General features: G+C 36.4%; 24 protein-coding genes. 22 read left to right on the top strand and 2 right to left on the bottom strand.

Annotation, left to right across the window (positions count from 1 at the left end; translation table 11 throughout):
- Positions 1-97 precede the first annotated feature (97 nt).
- The 4 genes from ACTWP4_RS04575 to ACTWP4_RS04590 all read left to right on the top strand — a co-directional run bounded on the left by ACTWP4_RS04575 (position 98) and on the right by ACTWP4_RS04590 (position 3,842).
- Positions 98-1,282 (top strand): aminotransferase-like domain-containing protein, encoded by a 1,185-nt coding sequence (locus tag ACTWP4_RS04575; protein ID WP_443127580.1) that lies wholly within the window; start codon positions 98-100, stop codon positions 1,280-1,282.
- A 50-nt stretch (positions 1,283-1,332) separates the two neighbouring features.
- Entirely contained in the window at positions 1,333-1,845 is a 513-nt protein-coding gene (locus tag ACTWP4_RS04580; protein ID WP_443127581.1) for an acyl-CoA thioesterase, read from the top strand.
- 274 nt (positions 1,846-2,119) lie between these two features.
- Positions 2,120-2,461, top strand: coding sequence for a cyclic nucleotide-binding domain-containing protein (locus tag ACTWP4_RS04585; RefSeq protein WP_443127582.1), 342 nt, complete (start codon positions 2,120-2,122; stop codon positions 2,459-2,461).
- 235 nt (positions 2,462-2,696) lie between these two features.
- Positions 2,697-3,842 (top strand): MFS transporter, encoded by a 1,146-nt coding sequence (locus ACTWP4_RS04590; RefSeq protein ID WP_443127583.1) that lies wholly within the window; start codon positions 2,697-2,699, stop codon positions 3,840-3,842.
- A 514-nt stretch (positions 3,843-4,356) separates the two neighbouring features.
- Here ACTWP4_RS04590 and ACTWP4_RS04595 read toward each other — a convergent pair.
- Positions 4,357-5,190 (bottom strand): helix-turn-helix domain-containing protein, encoded by an 834-nt coding sequence (locus tag ACTWP4_RS04595; RefSeq protein WP_443127584.1) that lies wholly within the window; start codon positions 5,188-5,190, stop codon positions 4,357-4,359.
- A 205-nt stretch (positions 5,191-5,395) separates the two neighbouring features.
- Here ACTWP4_RS04595 and ACTWP4_RS04600 point away from each other — a divergent pair, with 205 nt between their 5' ends.
- The 5 genes from ACTWP4_RS04600 to ACTWP4_RS04620 all read left to right on the top strand — a co-directional run bounded on the left by ACTWP4_RS04600 (position 5,396) and on the right by ACTWP4_RS04620 (position 14,122).
- Positions 5,396-9,073 carry a glycosyl hydrolase 115 family protein gene (locus ACTWP4_RS04600; protein WP_443127585.1) on the top strand — a complete coding sequence of 1,226 codons (3,678 nt, stop codon included), beginning with the start codon at positions 5,396-5,398 and terminating at the stop codon, positions 9,071-9,073.
- A 355-nt stretch (positions 9,074-9,428) separates the two neighbouring features.
- On the top strand, positions 9,429-11,036 hold the full coding sequence (locus ACTWP4_RS04605; RefSeq protein WP_443127586.1) for an extracellular solute-binding protein: 1,608 nt from the start codon (positions 9,429-9,431) through the stop codon (positions 11,034-11,036).
- A 69-nt stretch (positions 11,037-11,105) separates the two neighbouring features.
- The gene (locus ACTWP4_RS04610) at positions 11,106-12,071 is read left to right on the top strand and encodes an ABC transporter permease (protein WP_443127587.1); all 966 of its coding nucleotides are present in this window, start codon (positions 11,106-11,108) and stop codon (positions 12,069-12,071) included.
- A gap of 31 nt (positions 12,072-12,102) precedes the next feature.
- Positions 12,103-13,002, top strand: a complete 900-nt coding sequence (locus ACTWP4_RS04615; RefSeq protein ID WP_443127588.1) for a carbohydrate ABC transporter permease — start codon at positions 12,103-12,105, stop codon at positions 13,000-13,002.
- 487 nt (positions 13,003-13,489) lie between these two features.
- Entirely contained in the window at positions 13,490-14,122 is a 633-nt protein-coding gene (locus tag ACTWP4_RS04620) for a YesL family protein (RefSeq protein WP_443127589.1), read from the top strand.
- Positions 14,123-14,391: 269 nt separating this feature from the next.
- Here ACTWP4_RS04620 and ACTWP4_RS04625 read toward each other — a convergent pair whose 3' ends face one another.
- Complete coding sequence (locus ACTWP4_RS04625; RefSeq protein ID WP_443127590.1) at positions 14,392-15,150, bottom strand: DUF2087 domain-containing protein; 759 nt, start codon at positions 15,148-15,150, stop codon at positions 14,392-14,394.
- Positions 15,151-15,373: 223 nt separating this feature from the next.
- Here ACTWP4_RS04625 and ACTWP4_RS04630 point away from each other — a divergent pair, with 223 nt between their 5' ends.
- The 13 genes from ACTWP4_RS04630 (at position 15,374) to ACTWP4_RS04690 (ending at position 25,912) form a co-directional block, all read left to right on the top strand.
- Positions 15,374-15,541 carry a hypothetical protein gene (locus ACTWP4_RS04630; protein WP_443127591.1) on the top strand — a complete coding sequence of 56 codons (168 nt, stop codon included), beginning with the start codon at positions 15,374-15,376 and terminating at the stop codon, positions 15,539-15,541.
- Positions 15,542-15,584: 43 nt separating this feature from the next.
- Positions 15,585-16,979: an NAD-dependent malic enzyme gene (locus ACTWP4_RS04635; protein WP_443127592.1), complete on the top strand. Its 1,395-nt coding sequence runs from the start codon at positions 15,585-15,587 to the stop codon at positions 16,977-16,979.
- Positions 16,980-17,199: 220 nt separating this feature from the next.
- Positions 17,200-18,135 carry a phosphate/phosphite/phosphonate ABC transporter substrate-binding protein gene (locus tag ACTWP4_RS04640; RefSeq protein WP_443127593.1) on the top strand — a complete coding sequence of 312 codons (936 nt, stop codon included), beginning with the start codon at positions 17,200-17,202 and terminating at the stop codon, positions 18,133-18,135.
- Between the two features lie 30 nt (positions 18,136-18,165).
- Positions 18,166-18,936, top strand: coding sequence for a phosphonate ABC transporter ATP-binding protein (phnC, locus tag ACTWP4_RS04645; protein ID WP_443127594.1), 771 nt, complete (start codon positions 18,166-18,168; stop codon positions 18,934-18,936).
- Between the two features lie 16 nt (positions 18,937-18,952).
- Positions 18,953-19,738, top strand: coding sequence for a phosphonate ABC transporter, permease protein PhnE (gene phnE / locus ACTWP4_RS04650; RefSeq protein WP_443127595.1), 786 nt, complete (start codon positions 18,953-18,955; stop codon positions 19,736-19,738).
- On the top strand, positions 19,735-20,565 hold the full coding sequence (gene phnE, locus ACTWP4_RS04655) for a phosphonate ABC transporter, permease protein PhnE (RefSeq protein ID WP_443127596.1): 831 nt from the start codon (positions 19,735-19,737) through the stop codon (positions 20,563-20,565). Before phnE (ACTWP4_RS04650) ends, phnE (ACTWP4_RS04655) begins: the two co-directional genes overlap by 4 nt.
- A gap of 24 nt (positions 20,566-20,589) precedes the next feature.
- Complete coding sequence (locus ACTWP4_RS04660) at positions 20,590-21,240, top strand: DapH/DapD/GlmU-related protein (protein WP_443127597.1); 651 nt, start codon at positions 20,590-20,592, stop codon at positions 21,238-21,240.
- Positions 21,240-21,965, top strand: a complete 726-nt coding sequence (locus tag ACTWP4_RS04665; protein WP_443127598.1) for a GntR family transcriptional regulator — start codon at positions 21,240-21,242, stop codon at positions 21,963-21,965. The genes ACTWP4_RS04660 and ACTWP4_RS04665 overlap by 1 nt, the downstream gene beginning before the upstream one ends.
- A gap of 93 nt (positions 21,966-22,058) precedes the next feature.
- The gene (gene phnG / locus ACTWP4_RS04670) at positions 22,059-22,481 is read left to right on the top strand and encodes a phosphonate C-P lyase system protein PhnG (RefSeq protein WP_443127599.1); all 423 of its coding nucleotides are present in this window, start codon (positions 22,059-22,061) and stop codon (positions 22,479-22,481) included.
- Positions 22,482-22,506: 25 nt separating this feature from the next.
- Entirely contained in the window at positions 22,507-23,109 is a 603-nt protein-coding gene (phnH, locus tag ACTWP4_RS04675; RefSeq protein ID WP_443127600.1) for a phosphonate C-P lyase system protein PhnH, read from the top strand.
- Positions 23,109-24,224, top strand: coding sequence for a carbon-phosphorus lyase complex subunit PhnI (locus ACTWP4_RS04680; protein ID WP_443127601.1), 1,116 nt, complete (start codon positions 23,109-23,111; stop codon positions 24,222-24,224). The genes phnH and ACTWP4_RS04680 overlap by 1 nt, the downstream gene beginning before the upstream one ends.
- Positions 24,214-25,080 (top strand): alpha-D-ribose 1-methylphosphonate 5-phosphate C-P-lyase PhnJ, encoded by an 867-nt coding sequence (locus ACTWP4_RS04685; protein WP_443127602.1) that lies wholly within the window; start codon positions 24,214-24,216, stop codon positions 25,078-25,080. The genes ACTWP4_RS04680 and ACTWP4_RS04685 overlap by 11 nt, the downstream gene beginning before the upstream one ends.
- Positions 25,073-25,912, top strand: coding sequence for an ATP-binding cassette domain-containing protein (locus ACTWP4_RS04690; RefSeq protein WP_443127603.1), 840 nt, complete (start codon positions 25,073-25,075; stop codon positions 25,910-25,912). Before ACTWP4_RS04685 ends, ACTWP4_RS04690 begins: the two co-directional genes overlap by 8 nt.
- Positions 25,913-25,916 lie beyond the last annotated feature (4 nt).

Consider the following 25,916-nt stretch of genomic DNA (forward strand, 5'->3'; position numbering starts at 1 on the left):
TTAGGTGTATAGGTAAGGGCAACTATGGCTCTACTCTCGTCTAAAGGCTCGGCAATCGCCGAATTTTCTTTATCTTAAGGAAAGGTGAATAATTATCATGCGTATAGAAAATTTTTATTCAGAAAACATAAAGAATGCATTAAAAAACGATCCCCCTGGTGAATGGATGCCGACCATGCCGGACAATTGTATTCGTCTTAGTTCAGGGTTTCCGGCACCTGACCTTGTACCGGTTGACGAGGTGAAAGAAGCGGTTGTTCAATTGCTCAATGAAGAACAAGATTTGCCCCTGCATTATCTTGGTACGCCGAAAATGGATACACTAAAGGAGCAAATTCAAACTAGGTTGTCCGAGCGTGGTATGCGAGTTGCAGATGAAGCACTTCTGGTTACAGCTGGTGCATGTCAGGCAATTGATTTAATTGCTCGAGTTTTTGTAGATGAACAAACCGTTGTGGCGGTAGAGGCGCCAACGTATATGGAAGCACTAGAAGTATTCCAAAATTATACGAGTCAATTTATTAGTATCCCAATCGATGAACAGGGACTCCAGACAAAAGAATTAGCAAGAGTATTGGCAGAAAGAAAAGAGCAAGGTCTCCCACTACCGAAAATAGTATATACGATCCCAACTTTTCAAAATCCAACCGGAACAACGATGACAGAAGAACGTCGGAAGCATATCTTGGAGCTAGCTTCTCAGTACGACTTCCTTATTTTAGAAGACGATGCATATGGTGAATTATATTTCGATAAACCGCCAGTAACGTTAAAGGCAAAGGATCATGAAAATCGTGTCCTACATGTCGGTTCTTTATCCAAGGTGATAGCACCTGGATTACGAATTGGCTGGGTAGCTGCAACAGAGGAAATAATCACTTCACTATATTGGTTTAAAAAAGATCTAGATCATCCTTTTGCACAAGCGATTATGGCTACATATCTGGGGAATAATAATTTTGATAATAGACTTAACACGTTACGAATATCCTATCAAGAGAGGTGTGCTACGTTACTTGATGCTTTAGCAAAAAATATGCCAAAGTCCGTCACTTGGTATGTTCCGGAGGGAGGCTATTTTGTTTGGATAAAAGTGGCTGGGGCGGACACCTCGGCATTATTACAACAAGCACTAGATCAAGGTGTGTCCTTTTTACCGGGAAAATATTTTTTCTTAAATGAACAAAATGGCAAAGAGTGGCTGCGTCTTTCCTTTAGCTTTAGTGATAAGAAGGAAATAATTAAAGGGGTTGAGAAATTGGGTGAAGTTATTAATAAATAGCCTGCTGTGGAGAAACAATACTCAATAAATAATACGAAAAAGGTGATAGTATGAAAGATACTTATATTAATGAAACCCTTGCTGTGAAAGTCGGTCATGTATTTCCACCTGATACGAATAATCACGGAACACTTTTTGGCGGGAAATTAATGAGTTACATTGATGATATTGCATCCATTTCTGCAATGAGGCATTCGAGGAGTCCTGTTGTAACTGCTTCAACAGACTCTGTCGACTTTTTGGCGCCTATTCAGACAGGTGAGTCTGTTTGTTTAGAATCCATTGTAACTTATACGGGAACAAGTTCAATGGAAGTGTTTGTGAAAGTTTTAGCAGAAAATTTGATTACAGGGAAACGAAAGATGGCCGCAACTGCCTTTTTAACATTTGTTGCCGTGAATGAAGAAGGTAAACCAGTTCCCGTTCCCAATGTTATTCCTGAGACAGAAGAAGAGAAATATTTGCATGAAACAGCAAAAGAACGAGTGGAAGCAAGAAAGAAACGAAGGCACTCTAGCAAAGAATTAGCAAATGTTATTCAAAAGGGCAAACCGTGGAAATAGCAAGAATTGTGCGGGAACTTTCTAAACCATAAGTGAAGGGACACTTCGCCTTTCAACTAAAACCTGAGACCATTGGCTAATAACCGACTTGTTAGCCAATGGTCATTTTTCTTTTTTTGATATATATTTTGGTAATAGCTGGCATGTAATATAATTTAAGTAGGAACTAGTATAAGGGAGGAAGTGACGTAAGGGAAAGATGTGTTGTTCAAGTATATGAGTAAGTTTACAAACCTTACACAGGAAGAACAACAAGCTATTTTAGAAGATATATGTGTTAAAGAATACAAAAAAGGTACTGTTACTTAGACAAGGTGATGTTCCTAGTAAGTGTTATTTTGTGTTAAAAGGATGCATTAGACAATTCTCAGTCAATGAGAATGGAAAAGAGGTCACCTCCAATTTTTATATAGAAGAACAAGCGATTATCATGTTCCATCAATCACATCATGAAAACTTATCACGATATACTTATTCGTGTTTAGAAAACGCTGTATTGGTAGTATGTGCTGCAGAAACGGAGAATAACATGTATGATCAATATTCACAATTGGAATCGATGATACGCAAAATGACAATTGAGGATTTTAACAGAGGGTTCTCATCAGTTCACTGAATTTTTGGGAAGCTTCTTTTTCATTTCTTTAGTTTTGGGCTAGATTGTGGAGCAATTCTTTTATTACATCGTAGACGCTTTCTGAGCAATAAATGTCTTTAATCTCAGGTGACTTTGAGAAAGAATTCTAATAAAGCTAACGAAACAGTATAAAGAAACAATATAAGATCCTCCAATGTACATTTCTTTTTATGTCCCTTTGAGAATATACATGTTAACAAATGGGAGGGATTTAATGGAGTTACAAGGGAGGATAAGGTTAAGTGTCGGTTGGATAACCTTGTTTCTGATGGGTACTGACTTATTTGTGGTGTCACCGTTGTTACCGTTCATTTCAGAAGAATATAAAGTTAGTTCAGCGACCACTGGATGGATGGTAACTGTTTTTGCAGTTACATATGCTTTTTCGGCTCCTTTACTTGGGTGGGTTTCAGATAGAAAAGGACGGAGAAGGTTTATTATTTTCGGCTTAATTCTATTCGCTATTTCTAATACACTTACCGCATTTGCTCCATCATTTGTATGGCTAATTGTTAGCCGCATTTTAGCAGGTTTGTCCGTTGCTTCCATAACTCCTTTAATATACGCAATCATTGGTGATATTGCACCATCAAACCGAAGAGGAACATGGCTTTCGATTGTTGTTTCAGGACATTTAACTGCTCTTTGGGCTGGTGCACCAGTCGGAACTGTGTTAGAGCACTTTCTTGGATGGCGTTCAGTATTTGTTGTAATGGCAATTGTAGGAGCTATACTGGCGGTAGTAAATTTCAGAATATGGAAAAAAGTTTCTGATAGCAATACAACCAGAAATCTACTAGGAGTAAATCTGCTAAGAACACTTGGCTCTGTAAGTGTTACCACCATTTGGGCGATTTCGATGTATGCTCTTTATGTTTATTTGGGAGCTGCTCTTCATTTAGAAAATGATTTCTCCTCTTCAGAAATCGCTCTAGCTGTTACCTTTTATGGTGTCGGCGCTGTAATAGGAAGTTTAACAAGCGGTCAATTAACTGATAAATTTGGAGAAAGGAAAATTTCGAAGGCTACGCTAATTTTCTTGATAGTAACCCTGATTGGTTTAGGGATATTTTTCAAATCAGGCGATTGGATTTATTTCTTATTGTTTATATGGGCTTTAGTTGGGTATGCAGGGTTTACATCATACCAAGCAAGATTAGCATTGGAATATCCAAATGATCGAGGAATTGTTATGGCATGGAATAATACGGCTTTATATATGGGTATTACGATTGGTTCATTAATTGGAAGTTATGTCATATCTAATTGGGGATATTCACTACTCCCTTATGTTAGTAGTGTCGCAGCAATTGTTAGTTTTGTACTCAGTACCCAAAAGATACAAGATACCAAAAGTTAATTCCTTTTTTCGCTAACTGGTGGACTATTTTGAAGAAGAACAACTAACAAAGAAAAGTCATTTGCTGCACAATACAACGATACTATTCAATAGATAAGAATATTGAACAATAGGACTAGTATTGCATACTGTGATTATTATATAAGAAAGTTTGAAGAGCAAACCTTTCTCATTAGATTTGCTTTTCTTATAATGATTTAGCAATAGGGTTAACTAAAATTCTAAACCACGACATATGACATATTAAGTTAGATATAATACGATAAATGACATTATATATTAAAATATAGGACATTTTTATGTTAGAAAAAGCCGTATTTTTATAGTTGTTTTGTGACAGATTATATTAAAATTCATAAATTGTGTGAATTCTAATATAAAATGTCACAACTTCGAACATAATTTGTCATAGAATTCTAATATAAAAATGTCATAGGTCAGTAATAGCTTCAGCCTTGCTATTACTGACTTTTTGGTATGTTTTAAAAACAATTATAGAATATAAAAGGTTCAATCATACCTTCCGAATATCATCTTGCGGAGATGTACCAAAAAAATCTTTATATCTCCGGTAAAATGTCGAATAATCCTTAAACCCACATTGTAAACTTGCCTCAATAGCAGGTACCCCAGCGTAAAGCATATGTCTAGCACTTATTAAACGTTTAGTTGTTATGTATTTCCATACAGTTGTATTAGTCGCCTTTTTGAATAAGATATTTAATTTAGATTTGCTCATATAGAATTGCTTACAAATGCTTTCGGTGCTTATATTTTCATAAAGGTGTTCATTTATGTAGCTAATTACTTCAGTCAGTTGAGAATCATATGCAGTAAATAATAATTTGAAATCTTCGTTATGAAAACTTTTATTCAGCTCATTTAAAATAGTAAAAAGATTAGTTATAATAGCTACTCTTTTTTGATAATCATTTTCTTTAATTTCCATTATATTATCAAGGCAAGAACGGACTAATTGATCAGAAAATGATCCAGGTGGATAATAGTTATCAACTCCTAAAGCTCGGTTATCAAAAGGTTCGAGTAATATTCTATTAGGATCAATTTGATCTAAAAATTCCGGAAAAAAATGAAGTACTATTCTTTCATATGGAAGGTCACTTTTCATTTCTGCAAAATGTGCCTCATTGGAACGTAAAATCATAATACTATTAGGCTTCAGTTTATATTCATTTCCTTCTACTGAAAAACTCCCTTTCCCCGATATTAGATAATAAAACTCATAAATTTCATGAGCATGCGGTCCATATTTTGCTGGGTGTGTTGGCATGTCACAGCTTTTAGTGAAAAATAGTTGATGATCTTTATAATAATCTTGAAAATCCATAAAATCCCTCTTTTTATAAAGTCATTTATTATATTTAGTCTATGACAATGTGAATCTAAATGCAATACATTTTAGATAATTTGCAATTTCATTGCGATTGGTGTTGGGATATAATCCTGGTATAGAAAAATTATCTCTAAATTCGTTGTAAAGGTAGGTGAACAAAAAAGATAGTTAGGTTTATTTTTTAGGAGGATTTAAAAGTATGGAAGACAAAACATTTATCTGCAGTCACAAACAAAAGATAAACATATTTTTATCACAACAAGAACTTCCAGCTGTTAGAGCTGCTGCAAATAATCTTACAAAAGATATCTATCAAGTATGTGGTGGTAAAGCAGAAGTTACAGATGGAGAAGGAAAAATTGTTATAGGCACACTTACAAATAATAAAGATATTGAAAGAATAATCGAAGATAACGAAATAAATACGGAATGTTTACGAGATCTTGAAGGAAACTACAGGTGGGAAGGATACCTGCTTCAGGAAAAGGATGAGATTTTATACATTATAGGAACAGATAGAAGAGGCACAGTATTTGGTATATATGAATTCTCAAAAATGATAGGGGTTTCACCCTGGTACTTCTTTGCAGATGTTCCTGTTAAAAAGCGTGATTCCATCGTAATAGAGAAGGATTTCAAAACATCATCCTATCCATCTGTACAATACAGGGGAATATTCCTGAACGATGAGGAGCAACTTGAAGCTTGGGCGAAAGCGCATACAAATGATGATACTATCGGCCCTGAAACATATGTGCATGTATTTGAACTACTACTAAGATTAAAAGCAAATTATATATGGCCGGCAATGCATGTAAATTATTTTAATGAGAATCCGGAAAATGGACGTTTAGCAGAAGAAATGGGGGTTGTTGTCGGGACATCCCACTGTGATATGCTTCTTCGCAGTAATCAGAATGAATGGGAACCATGGCTTAAGAAGAAAGGCTATGAAGGAGTAAGTTACGATTATTCAATTCCAGGCAGAAACCGTGAGATATTAAAAGAATACTGGCGTGAAAGTGTGGAACAGAACCAAGATTATGAAGTATGTTATACAGTCGGAATGAGAGGTGTACACGATTTTGGTTTCAAGACGGATGAGATAGATCAAAATACAAATCTCAGTGTGGAAGAGAAGAAACAGGAAAAGGTAAACCTTTTAGGTAATATCATAAAAGATCAAAGAAATATATTAAAGGAAGTATTGGGGAAAGAGAATGGCGAAAAAGCGTTACAGACGTTTATTCCCTATAAGGAGGTTCTTCCTTTATATGACGCAGGTTTAGAATTACCGGAAGATATTACGGTTATGTGGGTGGATGATAATTTTGGTTATATGCGAAGATACCCTGATGCAAATGAACAGAGACGTCAAGGTGGACATGGCGTATATTTTCACAACTCCTACTGGGCACATCCTGGCATGAGTTACTTGTACATCAACTCCATCCCATTGGCACATACCGGAAATGAAATGAAGAAATGCTATGACAATGGGATTAGAAAAATATGGGTTCTTAATGTTGGTGCGCTTAAGCCGCTTGAACAGGATATGGAATACTTTTTGAGCTACGCTTGGGAAGCGGGAAGAGAAGATGCTCTAACAAAAGATACGTTACGATTTACTGAAAAATGGATTAATCGCAATTTTTCAGGTAACCATGGTAGAAAAGCGGCGGATTTATATAACCGTTTTACCCAGATAACAAACGTATGTAAGGTTGAACATTTGAGTGGAGATAAATTCTCCCAAACTATTTATGGAGATGAAGCTGGAGAAAGAGTAAATAAGTTAAAAGAAATATACGACGAAGCGAATAACATTTACTTTCAGTTACCTCAATTTGAGCGAGAATCTTTCTTTCAACTATTTCTGATGAAGATTCATGCGTCTTATTATGCAAATGCAGAATTTTATTTTGCGGACCGCAGCAATCTGAGTTATGAACAAGGCAAAATGCGGTCAGCAGACACTTATTTAGCGAAATCCAGCAAAATGATGGATTATAGAAGATCTATGCTTCATTACTATAATAAGATCATGTCCGGCGGAAAGTGGGATAGAATTCTTACACCAGAAAGTTTTTCACCACCACCAACTGCAATGTATCCAGCAGGTACTCCTGCATTAAAGATTAAACAACCCGGATCAAATATTGTGATATGGGGGGAACGTACACCTGGAGAGAACCAAAAGATTATTTTCGATTCCTATGGTATAGATGAAAAATGGTTTGAGCTTTTTAATACAGGAGCAGAAAGTTTTGACTTTACTGTAGATATAAGTTCATGTAAGGAATGGATTGAAGTTTCAGAGGTTGCGGGAACGGTAATCGATGAAAAAAGAATTTTAGTGGGATTGAAAGATAAGTCAACAACCGAAGATAAAAAGGGCAAAATTGTGATAAAAACATCACTTGACGAAAAGGAATATCAGATTGGTGTATTTGCTCAAAGTAGTGTGGATATTCCAAAGAATTTTAAAGGGTACATTGAAGCGGATGGTTTTGTTTCCATGAAGGCGGACCGTTTTATTTCTGATCGTACTTCAAGCGGTAATCAGTGGGAATTGATTGAGGATATGGGAAGAATGGATGGAAATGTGATAGAAGCAGCAGGAGATGGTTATCCTGACGGGAACAGTGTGCAGCATAATGCTTCTGTAACGTATCAATTTCTACTAAAGGACGAGGGACATTTTTTACTGGAAATTCATCGCTTTTTGACTTTGGATTCAACAGGTAAGATTCGTTTTGCTGTATCAATCGATGATTCGGAACCTATAATCATTGAAACGAAAACGAATGATGAGTGGCGTGGCAACTGGCGAGATGCTGTATTAAATAATGGTGAAAAGCTTTATCTGTCATTACCATATATGAATAGTGGTGTTCATAACTTAACTGTTTATATGATTGACAGATATGTAACAATCAGCAAGCTTGTTGTTTATACAGATAAGGATATGCCGAATTTATCTCCACAGTTACTTGATGATAATAGCTCATTTATACAGCCAAAGGTATGTAATCTTGGACCGGAAGAAAGTTATTTTATAGGTAATAGCTTAATAGCAAGAAGGTCTAACTTGAAAACGATTCCAGATTGTGACTTAACAGAGATGGAAAAGCTATGTACGAATATCTATCGTATGAAAGCTGGTACTGCACCATTACCAAACCTTGTATATGCAGGAATTGACTTTTGGAATTATGACAGGTTATATATGTTGAACGAAGAATACCCGCAGTTTAAAAAGGGTGCTTCTAGGTATAATCCTGATCGATTTGGTTATAAAGATGTTATTGCAGAATTTGGTTCTGGATATTTTGTTGAAAATAACGGTGTTATCGCATTGGAAACAGAATATGCTCTTGAACAGTCTGAATATGCATATACACGAAAAAGCTCTGATAATGAAAAGGTTGAATGGACACATACACAAGCTGAGACAAATGGGGCTAGTGGAATGGCTATGCATATAAGAACTAGAGGATTACGCTGGTCGAACCCTCTGGATGCTCCTTCCCTTCACTATAAGATAAAGGTTGAAAACCCAGGAACATACCGTGTATGGATGTTAATCAAATTTGATGATGGCTTTTCGGACACTTGTAGTATTGGCTTAGATGGGAAAGTGCAACCTTATGACCAACAGTTTTCAAAGGGGAATTTATATACCTACAGTACAAAACAAATCTGGTTTTGGACACTTTTGTCTGAAATTGATATTAATGAAGGAATACATGATTTTGCCATCTATGGTGGTGAGTCTGGTCTAAGAATTGATCGAGTGTATCTGACAAAAGGTGATGAAAATGCACCAGATGATGCAACATGGGTGGATTCAGAGAGGTCAATTAAAAATTATTAGTTTAATAGGTCCACTGTAATCAGAAAAGCAATGTACAAAATGAATTATTATACTATGGATGTGCATGTCTGGGAGTAGCCTTATTGGCAACTTTTACGTGCAGCGAGGCTCCTTTTAGCAGACATGTCTTCATAATACTGTTTTGCTTCAGCTTAGTTATTACATGATCTTTAAAAGCTTTGTAAGCATCAAAGTTCTCACTTCACCATTTATATTTACTATAAAAATAGGAATAAAATTTACTCATAGTCAGTTATATGTAACCGTTATCATGTGACGTGGTGATTACATCAAGCCTTTTAAGATACTGTATTATAAGAAAAGTTATATATAAGAAAACTGGAGGCTCAATTAAATGAGAAAAATATCTTTATTAATTTTAACGTTATCCTTTTTAGTCACGTGTCTGTTAGTTGGTTGCTCGGATCAGGCAAGTAAAGAAGAAGAAAGTAAGGATGGAAAAGTAAAATTAACAGCCTTACTTGTAAAACACCCTCTTACAAAACCAACCGAAGAAATCAAATGGTTAGAGGAAGTAGAAGAGCGTGCAGGTGTTGAAATTGAATGGGAAGAAGTGACAGCAGACTGGGATCAGAAAAAAGGAGCTATGCTTCCTGCTGGTGATATTCCTGATTTAATTATAGGAGCAAATGCTATTACGGATGCTGAATTTAACAAATATAAGGGCTTATTTGCTGATCTAAGTCCACTTATAGAGGAACATGCCCCAAATGTTCAAAAGATGTTTGACGAACGCCCGGAAACAAAAGTATTAGCTACACAGTTATCTGGAGAAATTTACGGATTACCGCAATATAAAAGGTTCTTCCCATGGACACGAAGACAGTATATTAATCAAGAGTGGATAGACAATCTTGGTCTAGAAACACCGACAAATTGGGACGAATTACATGAAGTACTTTTAGCTTTTAAAGAGCAAGACGCAAATGGCAATGGGGATCCTAATGATGAAGTTCCTATGGATTGGTCACCAATCGCTACAACAGGTTTTGGGTCATACCAACCTACCCTATTATTAGGTAGTCTAGGAATGACATTGACTGACACAAGTGGAGATGGAATGTTTTTAGAAGACAAGGAAGTAAAGAATTTCTTAATTGACGAACGTTATAAAAAAGTAGTCATGTTCCTACGCGAACTATGGAAAGATGAATTAATAAACCCAGAAGTATTTACTCAAGATTACTCAAAATTCCAATCTCTTGCCCGTAGTGATGGAGAAAATGCCATTGTTGGTTATACCTATGGTTGGGAAATAACTGACCGAGTTGGGAATGAATTAGCACCACAATATAAATCCTTGGGAGTACTAAAGGAATCTGCAAATTCAAATGTAGACGTTAAGTGGTCTTACAGCTATGATTCCATGAACTACAACGTTAATATGATTCAATTATCAGCAGCAACAGAAAATAAAGAGGCTGCTATGCGATTTATTAACGAATTATATAATCCTGAAGTAAGCTTACAAGTGCTGTATGGTACTTTAGGAGAAAATATTGCAAAACATGATGATGGTTCATTTGAAATACTACCACCAAAGAATGAAGAAATGGACCCAGGTACATGGAAGTGGACATCCACATGGGCTGACTTTGGACCAATGTATATTTCTGATTCACTTGATGTGACATTAGGAACAGATATGCAATCCATAGACGAACAAACCGCACCTTTGCAAGAAGCATATGACAACATTGATATAGAATCAGAAGTATTACCTCGTGTGTTTTTAAAGTTTGACGACGAAGCACTTAGTACAATATCACTGAATAGAACAGAATATATGAATCTAGCAATGTCTAAATTTTCAACATGGGTTACTAAAGGTGGAATTGAACAAGAGTGGGATGAATATGTAGATGACATGAAAGGAATGGGTATCGAAGAAGTTATTGGTATTTACCAAAAATATTATGATGATTACAAAAGTAATCAGTAAAACTTATAGAAAAAAGATGCTACCTAAATTTTAGGTGGCATCTTTACACAATATAAAGGAGAGTATGAAATGGCATCTGTTAATTCTCAGGTTAATAAAAGTACCACTCTAACCAATACAAATTTAAAAAAGAAGCCTACTATTCTTAATACTTTTAAAAGAGACTATCAGCTATGGCTTTTAATATTACCAGCTATTGTCACAGTTCTGATTTTCAATTATATACCAATGTATGGGATACAATTAGCCTTCCGTGAATACAGCTTCACCGCCGGAATTACTGGCGGCGAATGGGTAGGGTTAAAATATTTTATACAATTTATAGAAAGTAACTTGTTTACTGATTTAATTAGAAACACACTTGTTCTTAGTGTAGTTACTCTTCTAGTAGGTTTTCCCGCACCTATCATCTTAGCATTGTTAATAAATCAATTGACGTTTAAGAGAACTAAAAAAGTTATTCAAACAACTGTTTATCTACCACATTTTATTTCTACAGTTGTATTAGTTGGTTTACTAAACGTGCTGTTATCACCCAACTCAGGTATGATCGGGCATTTTCTTGGCGTTTTTGATGTAGATATTAATTTGTTAGCGGATACAAGAACGTTCGTACCAGTCTATGTACTATCTGATGTATGGCAGCACTGCGGATGGAACAGTATTATTTACTTAGCGGCATTGGCAAGCGTAGATCCTCAGCTCTACGACTCTGCTAAGGTTGATGGAGCAAGTAAATGGCAGATAATTCGTAACATAGAGATTCCTGCCATTATACCAACAATTATTATCCTTTTCATATTAAATATGGGTACTATTATAAGTACAGGTTTTGAGAAGATTTTCCTAATGCAAAACACCTTAAATATTCCTGTATCCGAAGTAATAGAGACTTATGTTTATAAGATTGGTATAGAGTCTAATCAATTTAGCTATGCTGCAGCAATTGGGTTATTCAATACATTAATTAATTTTGCTTTATTAGTCATTGTTAATCAGATTGCAAAGAAAGTTGCTCGGATCAGCTTATGGTGATTCATTATTATAAATATTTAGGGGGATGGAAATGAGTACTGATTCTTTAAAATACAGAGGTTTAAATGACAGATTATTTAGTCTTTTCACCTATGTATTACTAGCACTTGTTTTTTTAGCAGTAGTTTATCCACTTTACTTTGTTGTTATCGCATCTGTTAGTGATTCTACACTTGTAGCGAACGGAGAAGTAATATTCTTTCCAAAGGGGGTTAGTTTATTTGGATATGAGCAAATATTTCAAGATAGCAGAATATGGACAGGATACAAAAATACAATTGTGTACACATTAGTAGGTACTGCGGTTAATCTATTATTTACAATACCAGCTGCATATGTACTATCCAGACTAGAGTTTCGGGCAAGACGACCTTTAATGTTTTTCTTCATTTTCACTATGTTTTTTAATGGAGGCTTGATTCCAACTTACCTTCTTATGCAAGACTTAAATTTAGTGAATACTATGTGGGTGTTTGTTTTTAACCCCTTAACTATAAATGTTTTTAATTTAATTATCACTCGAACATTTTTTGAAAATAACATACCAAATGAAATGTATGAAGCTGCCTCAATGGATGGGTGTAGCCATTTTAAGTTTTTTTTCAGTATTGTCTTACCATTGTCTAAAGCGGTAATATCAGTTATTGGGCTGTACTACTTGGTATATCACTGGAATGATTTCTTTAATGCATTGATTTATATTAGATCTAGCGACAAACAACCATTACAAATGATACTTCGTGACATTCTAATCTCAAATCAGGTATTCAATGAAGGGTCTGGCTCAACAGGCGGTGGCTATGCACAACGTTATGCGGACCAAATTAAGTATGGAGTAATTATTGTATCCACATTACCAGTATTAATTATATATCCATTCCTCCAAAAATATTTTGAAAAAGGTGTTTTAATAGGGTCCGTAAAAGGTTGATTATCAATATGTGGGACTAACCAATCTGATTTTTTTTAAATGATTATGGCTGTAAGTCTTTAGAAAGAATGTATTGCCTTCATTGGAATTGACTATGCTTTTACATCAATGGAATTAGCAGCAAATATACAATAATCCTGAATTCACAATGTGAGGCTGGAATCTGGACGGATAAGATCACTAAAACATCTATTCTAAGCATATACCAGATTATGTAAAGAAAATCTATTCGAAAAATAACCATATATGAGATGTAAATGACTTCCACCTACTTTCTTTGCCAAAGATATTAGGAATATCCTTACAAGATAAACTAGGTGGTAGTTAAAGACATCTTTTATAGAGACATATTGTATAGGTGAAAATGTAAATTTTTGAAAAGAACATTATACTGTCACAAAATTGTTAAAGCATAATCATTTCTATTGTAAACAGTGGGAATATTCGATAGCACCAAGTTATCGTGTTTAAAAAGGGGGCAGGACAGGTGGAAAATATATCCGAATGGTATATGAGACTAGGTAACTGGGTGTTTAAACTATTTTTTTTAAATATTTTATGGGTGTTGTTTACATTAATGGGGATAGTGATATTAGGTATATTTCCAGCTACAACAGCATTGTTTGCAGTAACTAGAAAGCTAATTATGCAAGATGAAGATACGCCTATCTCATCATTGTTTTGGAGTACCTATAAGAAAGAATTTGCAAGATCTAATTTATTGGCGGCTGTGATTTCATTAATAGGTGCTATACTTGTTGTAGACATCTATATACTTATGCAACTGGAACCAAGCATATTGAACCAGACAATACAGGTTTTTTTATTGCTTGTCTTTATGGTATATCTGATTACAACGATTTATGTATTTCCTATATTTGTCCATTTCGATCTAAGTATATTTGAATGTATTAAGTATGCTTTTGTACTAGTAATTGGACGACCGTTATATACCATGCTATTAATCATCTGTTTGATAATTATTTCTCTTATGTTAAGATCGATTCCTGGATTAATTCCTGTTTTTGGAGTTAGTCTGTTTGCGTTAGTATTTATGAAAATAATCTCATTATCTTTACCGAATATAAATACTCCTATTAAGTTAGGAAACAGTTACTAATTTGCGGTTTTCTTTTTTAATCGGTTCTATAGTAAATATTGGGTTTCTTAAACAATTGGTTTGGATCCATTATTTTTTTCAATAACCTTTGTAGGGCTTATTAATACAGCCAGTCAACGAATGGGTGTTTATTTTAAAGGGAAAACTAACAAAAGATATTCATTTGCTGCGCAGTACAACGATACTACGCAATAGAATATAATATCCCACACCAGGTGCATTGCGCAAGAGCCATAAGCCTGATTCCTCTTTAAAAATAAGGGTGGCAGTCATTGTTGCTTCACCCAATACTGACTGCCATCCTGCTTTCTGTCTAGTAGACCATAATCGATTAAATACCTTCGAACCAACACATAATCCTTATAGTAATGCTCAAGCTTTTGATTCATTTCTTTTTCCGTATATTTATGGTTATCGTCTAATTGCTGAGCGATCTCCTTTAGGATCACAAGTCTTTGTTTTTCCTTAGCTGGAAATTTAGTTAACCCATTTTCTACTCCATCGGGGAAGAACTTGTCGACGATCTTTGTTCGCTCATCTTCAGTAATATTATACCGATCATCTACCATTGTTGCAGATTGGTGAACAGGTACAAATGCTGGTGCATGCTTATCTTTCTCTTTTAATAGTTCCATCATCGCTAAGAAATTTCTCGCTTGTCTTTCCTTTTCTTTCAAGGAAAAGCGATGATGGCGGATTGTAGAAGTACTGCCAATATCAAGTTCCTTCTGAATCTCCTTGTCGCTTTTTCCTTGATAGAAAAGGCGTAACAAACTTTTTTGATGATCGGTGATGCCAGTAAGCTTACGGTCCATTTCTATTAAATAGTCAAAAACAGATTGATGCTTCTTTTCGATGTGAATACGCATGTATCGTTCCGCTTCATATAAATTATCTTGAAAGGAGTATACCATTCCTTTTTCAATATCTTTCCCGCAAAGCAAACACGTGAAAAGGTTTTCCCCTTCGACAAAACCTTTCTTTAATTCTTCTATTGAAGCATTCCAGAATATATCTGATAATTCCATAATCTAAACACTCCTTTCATGAGAAACTAACCAAAATTATTAATGTTTTACTAACAACCAACATATTAATATACTGTTTGCCTTTTGTCAAACTAAAAACCAAACAATTATAAATAATATTTGTTTATTCATGATCGTTATAATAATTCGTTTGTTTTATTTGTCGGAGGGAATTGGTTTAAATTAAGCTCGATAGGAAATATAATATACGTGAGGTGATAAAATGGAATTAATTATGAAACTATTGATATTTGCTATTTCGATTTTTATTTTATACGTGGTGATTGAAACAGCAGTCAGACAGGGAATAAATTCATCGGTTATAGGAAAGTATGTAGAACAAAAGAACTCACAGGTTATAAAAGCTGCTAAAAATGATTTAGATGATTAATTAACTGTAAGTTATACCTATTATACTTAAGGAGGCCACCCTTATGCGTTCCAATATGCATATCATTATCCGTCTGGAAATTGAAAAAGCAAAGGCAAATATCGGTCAAATCGCAACACTTATTCATGAAAATGATGCAGATTTAGTAGCAATTGACGTAAAGAAAGAGACTCCCCAGGAAACGATCAGAGATATTACGATAAAGGTAAATGACGAACCGGGACAATTAAAAGTGATTAAAGCTTTAAATAATAGTGATGGAGTATATGTGAAGCACATTTCCGATCGAACGTTCCTTGTCCATTTAGGTGGGAAGATCGATATTAAACCCAAATTGGATTTAAAAAACAGAGAACAACTTTCCCATGTTTATACTCCTGAAGTAGCAAGGGTCTGTAATGCGATCAATGCTAATCCTTTATTAGCCTATAACTTAACCATTAAAAGCAATTCTGTTGCGGTTGTTTCAGATGGCACAGCTGTCCTTGGGTTAGGCCAAATAAGTCCAGAAGCAGCAATGCCAGTAATGGAAGGGAAGGCAATGCTGTTTAAACGATTTGCTGATATTAATGCTTATCCCATTTGCCTTGATACGACAGATACAAATGAGATTATTCGAACCATTAAAGCGATCAGTCCAGGGTTTGGTGGGATTAACTTAGAAGACATTGGATCACCGCAATGCTTTGAAATTGAAGAAACACTAAAACAGGAATTAGATATCCCTGTTTTTCATGATGATCAACATGGAACAGCAATAGTTGTATTAGCAGGTATTTTGAATGCCTTAAAGCTGACGAAGAAAAATTTGAAAGAGTGTAAAGTTGTCGTCTGTGGTGTCGGTGCAGCTGGTATTGCTATAACTAAAATGCTTTTAGCTGCAGGTGCTGAAAATATTATTGGGGTAGATAAAGAAGGCAGTATCACTCGTGATCATCAGTATGACAATAAGATGTGGGAATGGTACGCGAATCATACTAATCCTGAGAAAGTGGATGCTTCACTTTCTGAATCGATGACAAATGCGGACATTTTTATCGGTGTTTCTAGAGGGAATATATTACAGGAAGAGGATCTGAAGAACATGGCGAAAGATCCGATCGTTTTTGCGTTAGCCAATCCAACCCCAGAGATTTCACCAGATATTGCCCGTGACCATGTTAGAGTAATGGCAACAGGAAGGTCCGATTACCCAAATCAAGTCAACAATCTCCTTTGTTTCCCTGGTATTTTTAGAGGAGCATTGGATGCAAGAGCCTCCTCTATAAATGAACAAATGAAAGTAGCCGCAGCAGAAGCAATTGCAGATACCATTGAATCGGATGAACTAAGTGAGGATTACATTATTCCAGGTGTGTTTAATGAAAAGGTAGTAGAGCGCGTAAGAAGAGCAGTAGTTCAAGCAGCTGTTGAAAGTGGAGTCTCGCGAAAAACATAATCTTATATGCCAGCCGTGGAAAAGACTTATCAGGTATCAATCTGATAAGTCTTTTTTTTATATTACATGCTTGGCAATTACATCTCACGGGTTTTCTCATGGATTCATTGTCATCATGAAATCTTTTCTTTACAAAACTTAAACTGTTATTAACAGTTTCTTCATGGTACCAAGTTATGTTGGGAGTGTAGTATAGAAATTACTTAAGGAGGAATTGGAAATGAGCAAAAAATGGACAAAGGTTACGAAAAAATTGTGGGTATTGGTGCTACTTGGCATGATTTCAGTATTAGCAGCTTGTGGAAATGATGCAAATGCTTCTGGTGATGTGAATGAAAAAGGATGGCCGAAAAAGATTAGTTACGGTGTACTTCCAGGAGAAGAAGATGAACTGTCACGTGCGCACAACATTTTTGTAGAGGATATGTCGGAAGCGTTAGGAATAGAAGTGGAGTTGTTTCAAGGAGAAGATTATAACGCTGTTATCGAAGCAATGCGTTCGAAAAAACTAGACTTAGCCAGCTTTGGACCATTTTCTTATATCATCGCACAGGAAAGAAGTGATGCAATTCCTTTTGCAGTACGTGCTAAAAGTGAAGAAACGGCTACTTATAACAGTTGGATCGTCGTACCAGATGAATCAAAAGTACAAACCATCGAAGAGTTAAAAGGAAAAAGTATACTATTCGCTGACCCTGCATCAACTTCAGGCCACTTATTTCCAAGATCGATGTTTATTGAAGAGTTAGGAATTACAAATGATGAATTGGAAAGCTATTTCTCAAGTGTTTCCTTCTCAGGAAGTCACGATAATTCTATCCTTGCGATTGCGGCAGGAGATGCAGATGCTGCGGGTGTTTGTTCAACTTGTGTAGAGCGTGCGATTGAAGGTGGAATGGTTTCTGAATCAGACTTTCGAATTATTGCTAAATCTGATCCGATTCCATCAAGTCCACTCAGCTACAGAGCAGATTTACCTGAAAGTTTAGTAGAGGCTATACAAGACTTTGTTTACAACTATGACAATAAAGAGTTTTTTGAGAAAGCAGGAGATGCAGAATCACGCTATATTCCTGTTGAAGAAAGTGATTATGATATTATTCGCAATACAGCTGAGTCGTTAAATATGAGCCCGGAAGAATTATTAAGTCAATAATTTTCTAATAGGTGAAAGGGGATCAGTACAATGGAGCCGATATTGAATATTGAACATTTGACGAAGGTATATCCCGATGGCACGGTTGCGCTAAGTAATATTAGTTTTGAAGTTCATCCAGGTGAATTCGTTGTGGTAATCGGTTCGAGCGGGGCAGGGAAAAGCACATTACTGCGTTGCATCAATCTTTTAGTACAACCTACTGAGGGAAATGTTACTTTTAAAGGGAAAAAAGTCAATCGATCAAAGTCTAAACAAGTAAAACATATCCGACGAGAAATTGGCATGGTATTTCAAAACTTTAATTTAATTGATCGTTTAAGCGTACTGAATAACGTCTTGCATGGACGTCTAGGGTACACTAACACAATCAAAGGATCACTTGGGATCTTTAATAAAAAGGATATTGCAGAAGCAGAATCGATTTTGGAAAGAGTAGGGCTGAAACAACAAAAATACAAACGAGCTGACGAGTTAAGTGGAGGACAAATGCAACGCGTTGGTATCTCACGGGCATTGGCACAAAAGCCTCGACTTATTCTGGCAGATGAACCAATTGCTAGTCTTGATCCTGCATCTTCTAAAAATATCATGGATCACATCTATAATATTTGCAAGGAAGATCAGCTTACAGCGATTGTTAATTTGCATCAAGTAGATGTAGCTCTGAAATATGCTACCAGAATTATTGGAATGCAGCACGGTCGGATTATTTTTGACGGACAACCTTCACAACTGTCAGACAAAGTAATCGATGAAATTTATGATACGAAAAAACCACCATTGGTAAATGCCCAATAAGGAAAGGTGATCGTGAATGGCAGAAATAAAAGATATAAGAAAAACAAAGCGTCTTCAGACAATACTAATCCTTGTTTTTATCTGCGGATTGACAGTATGGTCAGCGATTGGTACTGACTTTTCCTTTTATGAAGTTTTTTCTGGCATCGGGTTAATTAGTAACTTTGTGTTTCTTGATTTGTTACCTCCTGATATATCAGCTTCCAATAGTTTACTAGAGGCTATTTTAGAAACTTTATATATGGGGTTTGTTGGTATGGTGGTAGGAGCAGGTATTGCACTAGTGCTGTCTTTCCTCGCTGCAAGTACCACAACACCGCATCCTGTTATCAAGGTAGCAGTAAGAGCATTTACTTCGATTATCCGTAATATTCCCGGTTTGATTTGGGCGTTAATCTTGGTGGCATCATATGGTATTGGTGTGACAGTGGGGACTTTATCATTAATTCTTGGTTCCGTCGGGTTTTTAACAAGGGTGTTTGCAGACACTTTAGAAGAAATTGATACAGGAAAAATTGAAGCACTTCATGCAACTGGTTCTAATTACTTTCAAATATTAGCCCAGGGTGTCTTCCCGCAATTCTTCCCCGGTTTTGTAGCATGGTCGTTATATAACTTAGAGTTAAATATCCGTGCCTCGACCATTATTGGAATGGTAGGTGGCGGCGGTATCGGCTTCGCAATACAGAAAGGTATCAAGCTTTTTCAGTATAAAGAAGTTAGCATGGCGATTATTTTAGTGCTGATACTGATTCTTTCTACGGAGTTTTTAACTAGCAAGATAAGGGAGCGAATTATATGAGCCAGCAAATCGAAAAGGAGAAGCATAATATATATACTCTGGTGTCGAGTGACCAGGAAGACACCCCCAAGCCCAAAGGTGACAGGTTTTTAAAAGCGATTGTCATTTGTGGCGTAATACTATTTGTGATCAGCCTTTATCAGTTAAATATTGATTACACGAACTTGTGGGCAGGTACCGCTGAGTTTTTCGCAATGCTTGGGGATATGTTTCCGCCAAATTTTAGCGAATGGCAATATGTCATTCCAGCTGCGATTGAATCATTACAAGTCGCTATTTTAGGAACGGTAATTGCAGTTGTTATTTCTTTAGTGTTAGCTTTTCTAGCTGCTGAGAATTTAACAGCCAATAAATTAGTTGCAAGAATAGTGAAAGGATTTGCAACGTTAATGCGGGTCATTCCAACCATTGTATGGGCACTTATTTTTATAGTGGCAGTTGGATTAGGCCCATTACCAGGAGTTCTAGCTATTGCGGTTCATAGTCTTGGCATGTTAATTAAAGTATTCGCTCAATCTGTTGAGGAAATGGATGATGGAAAAATCGAAGCATTAAAAGCATCGGGTGCTAACTGGTTCCAAATCATTGCCCAAGGTGTTATTCCAACTGTCTTTACGGCACTGCTATCTTGGACTATTTTACGTTTAGAGATCGACATTGGCGAATCTACTATTCTCGGTTTAGTAGGTGCTGGTGGTATTGGATGGGAATTAACACGTGCGATGAGAACCTATGATTTTAATAGTGCTTTGTTTATTACTATCGTAATATTTGTCATGATTTTTTCCGTTGAAATGATCAGTAATCGTCTGAAGCTTAAAGTATAAAAAGCGCTAAGGAGAGAAGAGGATATGTCTCATTCTATAAGCTCCGATAAAAACAAGTTAACAAAGAATCCCGCTATTCACCCTACCGCAAATGTTACGGATACTACATTAGGGAGTTGGACAGATATTGGCCCGAATTCCCAAATTAGCGAATCACAGATAGGTGATTACAGTTATACGGCTGGTAATGTCCAAATTATTTATACAACGATTGGAAAGTTTTGCTCGATTGCTTCACACGTCAGAATTAACCCGGGTAATCACCCTACCTGGAGGGTGACACAACATCATGCTACCTATCGAATGGCACGTTATGGGTTTTCTGATGAAGATGACCATGAATTTTTTGATTGGCGTCGCAGTAATCCAGTTCATATTGGGCATGATGTTTGGATTGGTCATAATGCCATTATTATGCCTGGCGTAACAATCGGCAATGGAGCTGTTGTTGGAGCAGGAGCTATTGTTACAAAGAATGTGGCACCCTATACAATAGTAGCTGGAATACCGGCGAAATGGATCAAAGACCGTTTTTCAACTGAAATAGCGGGCCAATTACAGGAAATAGCATGGTGGAATTGGCCAAGAGAAGTGTTGGAAGAAAGGTTTCGGGATTTAAATAACATCGAATGTTTCTTATCCAAATATAGAGTGAAGCGTACCGGCGGGAGGTAATGAAAATCTCGGTAGATATTGAATTAAAAATACTGGATGATCTGATGCAAAAAATTATTGCTAAGAAGTTTAAGGTAGGGGAAAAACTTCCTTCAGAAAATGAGTTGGCTGACCAATATCGTGTTCCGAGAACTACTGTTCGCAGGACATTAGCCAAGCTGGAGGAGCGAGGTTTTATCTATTCGCAAAGAGGTATTGGCAGGTATATTAAAAATGAATCATTTCAAGTGGAGTTAAATCTCAATGGAAAGTCCAGTTTTACAGACAAAATGAAACAGTCTGGTCACCAATTGATTACAAAGAATATTTGTTGTGATCGGATCGAATTTGATCAGCAAATCTATGACCGTTTGGCAGCGGACCCTGAAGATAATGTCTATAAGATTAGCAGATTACGTTTTATTCAGGAGGAACCGATTGCTATACATACCTCTTATATCAATCAAAGGGTATTTCCGGATATTTACCAAGATGGTTCCAGTATTCAATCGATGTTTTCCTATTACAGAAAACTTGGGTACATGGAACTTGTTAACCGAAATAGCTTGCTCAGTGTTACTTTTCCAACACTGACAGAACAACAATTGCTTTCATGTAAAAGTATGGAACCACTGATTATGATAGAGAGTAATTGTTTAGATGCCTCTTCAGACAAGATATTAGAGCATACAAAAGTTTTATACCGTAGTAAAAAATTCAAATACAACATTAGCAGGGATTCCTGATCGCTTTTTATCTGTTTACAGAATCTTAACAATTATAGTAAAGACAGTAACTTGGCAACAAGATACTCTGAAGGTGTAAGGAGGTTTAGGCAAATGAAGAGAAAACAACGAACAGAAATATTGATACAAGATGGTGGTGCACTAGCGAAAGAACTGGCAGAGATCGTTATGCAAAACTACGAATATCGTGAAATGGAAGAACCTCACTATGGACTGACCATGATTAAAATGAGGGAAACTGCAAAAAAATCTTTATTTTACCTTGGTGAAGCCTTAGTAACTGAAGCAAAGGTAGAGGTAAACCAATCGATAGGAATCGGAATTGTTATTGGTATGAAAGAAGAGCTTGCCAAGCATCTGGCGATTATTGATGCAGCCTACCGAATTAATTTACCTGAGACTCTTACATGGCAAAAACAATTAGAAGCCGCAGCTGAAAAAATCTATCAACGAAAAATGAAAGAACAAGCTGAAATATTAAAAACAAAAGTTAATTTTGAAACGATGGAAGTTTAATTTATGTTGTCTTGAGGTGATAGAAATGGTTATTGATCAAATTCATGATATACAGCAAGTTTACCGGAAAGTTTTACACAGTATGTCCAGGCCGGGGAGCATTTCAAAGCTGAACCATATAACAGAAAAGATAGAAGATGACTTCACTTGTAATCATGCCTTCTTTTTATGTGCATTAACCGTATTAGATGCAGAAGTGACATTTCATGTAGTAGCAAGTGAAGAGAAAAAAGACAGATTAAAAGAAATTCTTTCGTCTTATACCATGTCTCGGATAGCACCGGTTGACAAAGCAGATTTTATTTTACTGCTTCAGGATGCACCAGAATATCAAATGGAGCAAGCTTTACTAGAATGTAAGACTGGCAATCTCCTTGATCCACAGCTATCAGCAACATGGCTCATCGAAAGTGATCTTTTATCTAATAATGCTGAACTTTCTTTAAGCGGTCCTGGAATAAATGGTATACAGCAGTTACAAACAGGAATCAATCAGAGGTTTTGGCTAAGAAGGAACGAGAAGGTGAAAGAGTATCCATTAGGGATTGATTTAATCTTAGCTGATTTTTTAAGCCAGATTGCCTGTATACCAAGAACAACATCAGTAATTACGATGGAGGTGGACTAATGGGATATGTTGCAGTAAAAGGTGGTACAGAAGCGATTGAAGCGTCTCTGGATAGGTTGAAATATGATCGTTTAAAGGGCGAAGAAATGATTGAGATCAATACCATTTTAGCAACAATGCGTAATTTAGTGGACCAGGTTATGTCTGAAGCGAGCTTATATGCCCCTTTTTTGGCAGCTCTTGCTATCAAGCAAGCTGGAGGAAGCATGGAAGAAGCGGTTTTCTTACTGCGGGCTCACCGCTCCACTTTACCGCGTCATTACTACAGTGAAACGGTTGATACCGAGGATATGTTTGTCGAAAGAAGGGTTTCTGCCAGTTTCAAAGATATTCCGGGAGGTCAACTACTAGGTTCTACAACTGATTATACACATCGGTTACTGGACTTTAATTTAGTGAAAGAAAGCAAAGAGGAGAATCAAAACTGGCTACTAAAATATCGCGAACGAATGAATAAGGACCATGCAGATAGGGAACTTCAGTTTTTTCCGAAAGTAGTTGATTACCTACGGGCTGAAGGGTTATTTGAAGCATATCCATTGAATGACACGCCTCCTAAAGATATTACGAAGGAAAGCATTCAATTTCCGACTGGACGAAGTGAAAGGCTGCAAGTATTAACAAGAGGTCAGACTGGTGCTGTTACTTCTTTAGGTTATGCATCTTTGCGTGGTTACGGACAGGTGCACCCAACTATTGGAGAAGTTAGAGTTGGTTCGGTTCCAATTCACGTCCAGCATCCATATGAAGAAGATAGTGAGCAGGATGATTTATTTTATATCGGAGATGTGCAATTAACTGAGGTGGAATCTTTTGTACCAGTCACCGTAAAGAAAAATAATCAAAAAGAAGAATTGGAATTTGAAATAGGCTATGGGATCAGCTTCGGGCAAAATGAAACAAAAGCTATAGCCATGAGTATATTGGATCAATGTTTAGAAAACCCGCATGCTGAATTTCCAACCCATGATGAAGAATTTGTGTTGTTACATATAGATTCGGTTGAGTCAACCGGGTTTATTTCTCACTTAAAGCTGCCACATTATGTTACGTTCCAATCAAAATTGGATAGTGTTCGTCAAGTTAAGAAAGGGGGAGCATCCAATGATAGCTAAACCGCATTTTGCTTTTTTTGATGAAGGGTCGAAGAAGGAGATACGAAGAGCAACATTAAAGGCGGTGGCGATTCCAGGTTATCAGGTCCCATTCGCATCGAGGGAAATGCCAATAGCAAGAGGTTGGGGAACTGGTGGTTTACAACTGACGCTTTCTCTTATCGGCAGAAATGATGTATTAAAAGTGATAGACCAGGGTGCAGATGAATCTGTAAATGCTGTTAGTATAAAAAAATTAGTCCAGCATACGACAGGTGTTTCTGTTACCGAAAATACTGAAGAAGCTGATATTATCCAATCTCGGCATCGTATTCCAGAGAAAGAATTAAGAGAGGATCAAATGCTCGTATTACAAGTGCCGAACCCGGAGCCACTGCGAAAAGTGGATGCGAGAGAATATATGACGAAAAGAATGCATGCAGAGGATGATTATAGTGGCGCATGGCTGCTTTTGTTTGAGCAAATTATGAAATTTGGCAGAATGTCTACCGGAGCCTCACATCCTGTTTACGTCAATGGCCGATATGTAATGACTCCAAGTCCAATCCCGAGATTTGATAATCCGAAAATGCATCATTCCAAAGCGTTAATTTTACTAGGTGCAGGCAGGGAAAAGAAAATCTTTGCTGTTCCGCCATATACGAGCGTTGAATCGTTAGCATTTGAAGACTACCCTTTTGCTATTGAATCATTTGAAGGAAAAGCATGTAAGCTATGTGGATCAACAGACGTATTTCTTGATGAAATAATTGATCCAGATACAGGAGAGAGAAGCTATCAATGCAATGATACCAGCTACTGTATGGAGCAGTTAAATAGCGAAGAGAAGGTAGAGGTGGAGAACAGTTATGTATGAAAAGCCGATATTACAAGTCAAACATTTACAAAAACAATTTGGTGAAGGCTGTCCCCATTGCCTTGATAAAGAAAGTGTTTATATTGAAAAAAATTATTGTACCGTTTGTGGTACCGTACACGCTGTTCGGGATGTCTCCTTTGACTTGTATCCTGGAGAAGTACTAGGGATTGTTGGAGAGAGTGGCAGTGGTAAATCAACTATGCTTAAAGGACTTTATTTTGATAATAATATGACATCTGGAGAAGTGTACATTAATCAAACAGATTTAACAGGTCAAAATGTTTTAACCCTTTCTTCTCAACAAAAAAGGTATATTCGTAATTACATCTACGGAATGGTTTATCAAAATCCTGTAGATGGACTCAAAATGAAATTCTCTTCCATTGGTAACATAGCCGAAAAAATGATCGCAGCCGGAAATCGCAATGTTAGCAATATTGAAAAGCGTAGTAAAGAGTTGCTGGAAAATGTCCATATTCCTTTAAGAAGAATGAAAGAAGAACCACAACATTTTTCGGGCGGTATGCAACAGCGGGTTCAGATTGCGAAGGCACTTTCGAATAATCCACCTATTTTGTTTTTAGATGAAGTTACGACAGGTTTGGATTTATCCGTTCAAGCTAGTGTATTGGATTTGATTAAACAAATTCAACGTGAACTGCATATCAGTATGGTTGTTGTTTCCCACGATCTAGCAGTGATACGTATGCTAGCCGATCGTTCTATTGTGATGTTAAATGGAGAAATTATTGAAAATGGTTTAACAGATCAAATCCTGGAAGATCCGCAACATGAGTATACGCAACAGCTTGTTTATTCGTTATTATAGGAGG

The sequence above is a fragment of the Gracilibacillus sp. D59 genome, from assembly GCF_052246695.1.
Classification (GTDB): Bacteria; Bacillota; Bacilli; order Bacillales; family Amphibacillaceae; genus Gracilibacillus.

Bases quoted from the DNA above. Each gene is read 5' to 3' on its own strand.
- ACTWP4_RS04665 (WP_443127598.1), top strand. From the start codon at position 21,240: ATGAAAATCTCGGTAGATATTGAATTAAAAATACTGGATGATCTGATG.
- ACTWP4_RS04615 (WP_443127588.1), top strand. From the start codon at position 12,103: ATGAGTACTGATTCTTTAAAATACAGAGGTTTAAATGACAGATTATTT.
- ACTWP4_RS04660 (WP_443127597.1), top strand. From the start codon at position 20,590: ATGTCTCATTCTATAAGCTCCGATAAAAACAAGTTAACAAAGAATCCC.
- ACTWP4_RS04590 (WP_443127583.1), top strand. From the start codon at position 2,697: ATGGAGTTACAAGGGAGGATAAGGTTAAGTGTCGGTTGGATAACCTTG.
- ACTWP4_RS04690 (WP_443127603.1), top strand. From the start codon at position 25,073: ATGTATGAAAAGCCGATATTACAAGTCAAACATTTACAAAAACAATTT.
- ACTWP4_RS04635 (WP_443127592.1), top strand. From the start codon at position 15,585: ATGCGTTCCAATATGCATATCATTATCCGTCTGGAAATTGAAAAAGCA.
- ACTWP4_RS04580 (WP_443127581.1), top strand. From the start codon at position 1,333: ATGAAAGATACTTATATTAATGAAACCCTTGCTGTGAAAGTCGGTCAT.
- ACTWP4_RS04685 (WP_443127602.1), top strand. From the start codon at position 24,214: ATGATAGCTAAACCGCATTTTGCTTTTTTTGATGAAGGGTCGAAGAAG.
- phnG (WP_443127599.1), top strand. From the start codon at position 22,059: ATGAAGAGAAAACAACGAACAGAAATATTGATACAAGATGGTGGTGCA.
- ACTWP4_RS04595 (WP_443127584.1), bottom strand. From the start codon at position 5,190: ATGGATTTTCAAGATTATTATAAAGATCATCAACTATTTTTCACTAAA.
- ACTWP4_RS04680 (WP_443127601.1), top strand. From the start codon at position 23,109: ATGGGATATGTTGCAGTAAAAGGTGGTACAGAAGCGATTGAAGCGTCT.
- phnH (WP_443127600.1), top strand. From the start codon at position 22,507: ATGGTTATTGATCAAATTCATGATATACAGCAAGTTTACCGGAAAGTT.
- phnE (WP_443127595.1), top strand. From the start codon at position 18,953: ATGGCAGAAATAAAAGATATAAGAAAAACAAAGCGTCTTCAGACAATA.
- ACTWP4_RS04640 (WP_443127593.1), top strand. From the start codon at position 17,200: ATGAGCAAAAAATGGACAAAGGTTACGAAAAAATTGTGGGTATTGGTG.
- ACTWP4_RS04600 (WP_443127585.1), top strand. From the start codon at position 5,396: ATGGAAGACAAAACATTTATCTGCAGTCACAAACAAAAGATAAACATA.
- phnE (WP_443127596.1), top strand. From the start codon at position 19,735: ATGAGCCAGCAAATCGAAAAGGAGAAGCATAATATATATACTCTGGTG.
- ACTWP4_RS04610 (WP_443127587.1), top strand. From the start codon at position 11,106: ATGGCATCTGTTAATTCTCAGGTTAATAAAAGTACCACTCTAACCAAT.
- ACTWP4_RS04630 (WP_443127591.1), top strand. From the start codon at position 15,374: ATGGAATTAATTATGAAACTATTGATATTTGCTATTTCGATTTTTATT.
- ACTWP4_RS04575 (WP_443127580.1), top strand. From the start codon at position 98: ATGCGTATAGAAAATTTTTATTCAGAAAACATAAAGAATGCATTAAAA.
- phnC (WP_443127594.1), top strand. From the start codon at position 18,166: ATGGAGCCGATATTGAATATTGAACATTTGACGAAGGTATATCCCGAT.
- ACTWP4_RS04605 (WP_443127586.1), top strand. From the start codon at position 9,429: ATGAGAAAAATATCTTTATTAATTTTAACGTTATCCTTTTTAGTCACG.
- ACTWP4_RS04625 (WP_443127590.1), bottom strand. From the start codon at position 15,150: ATGGAATTATCAGATATATTCTGGAATGCTTCAATAGAAGAATTAAAG.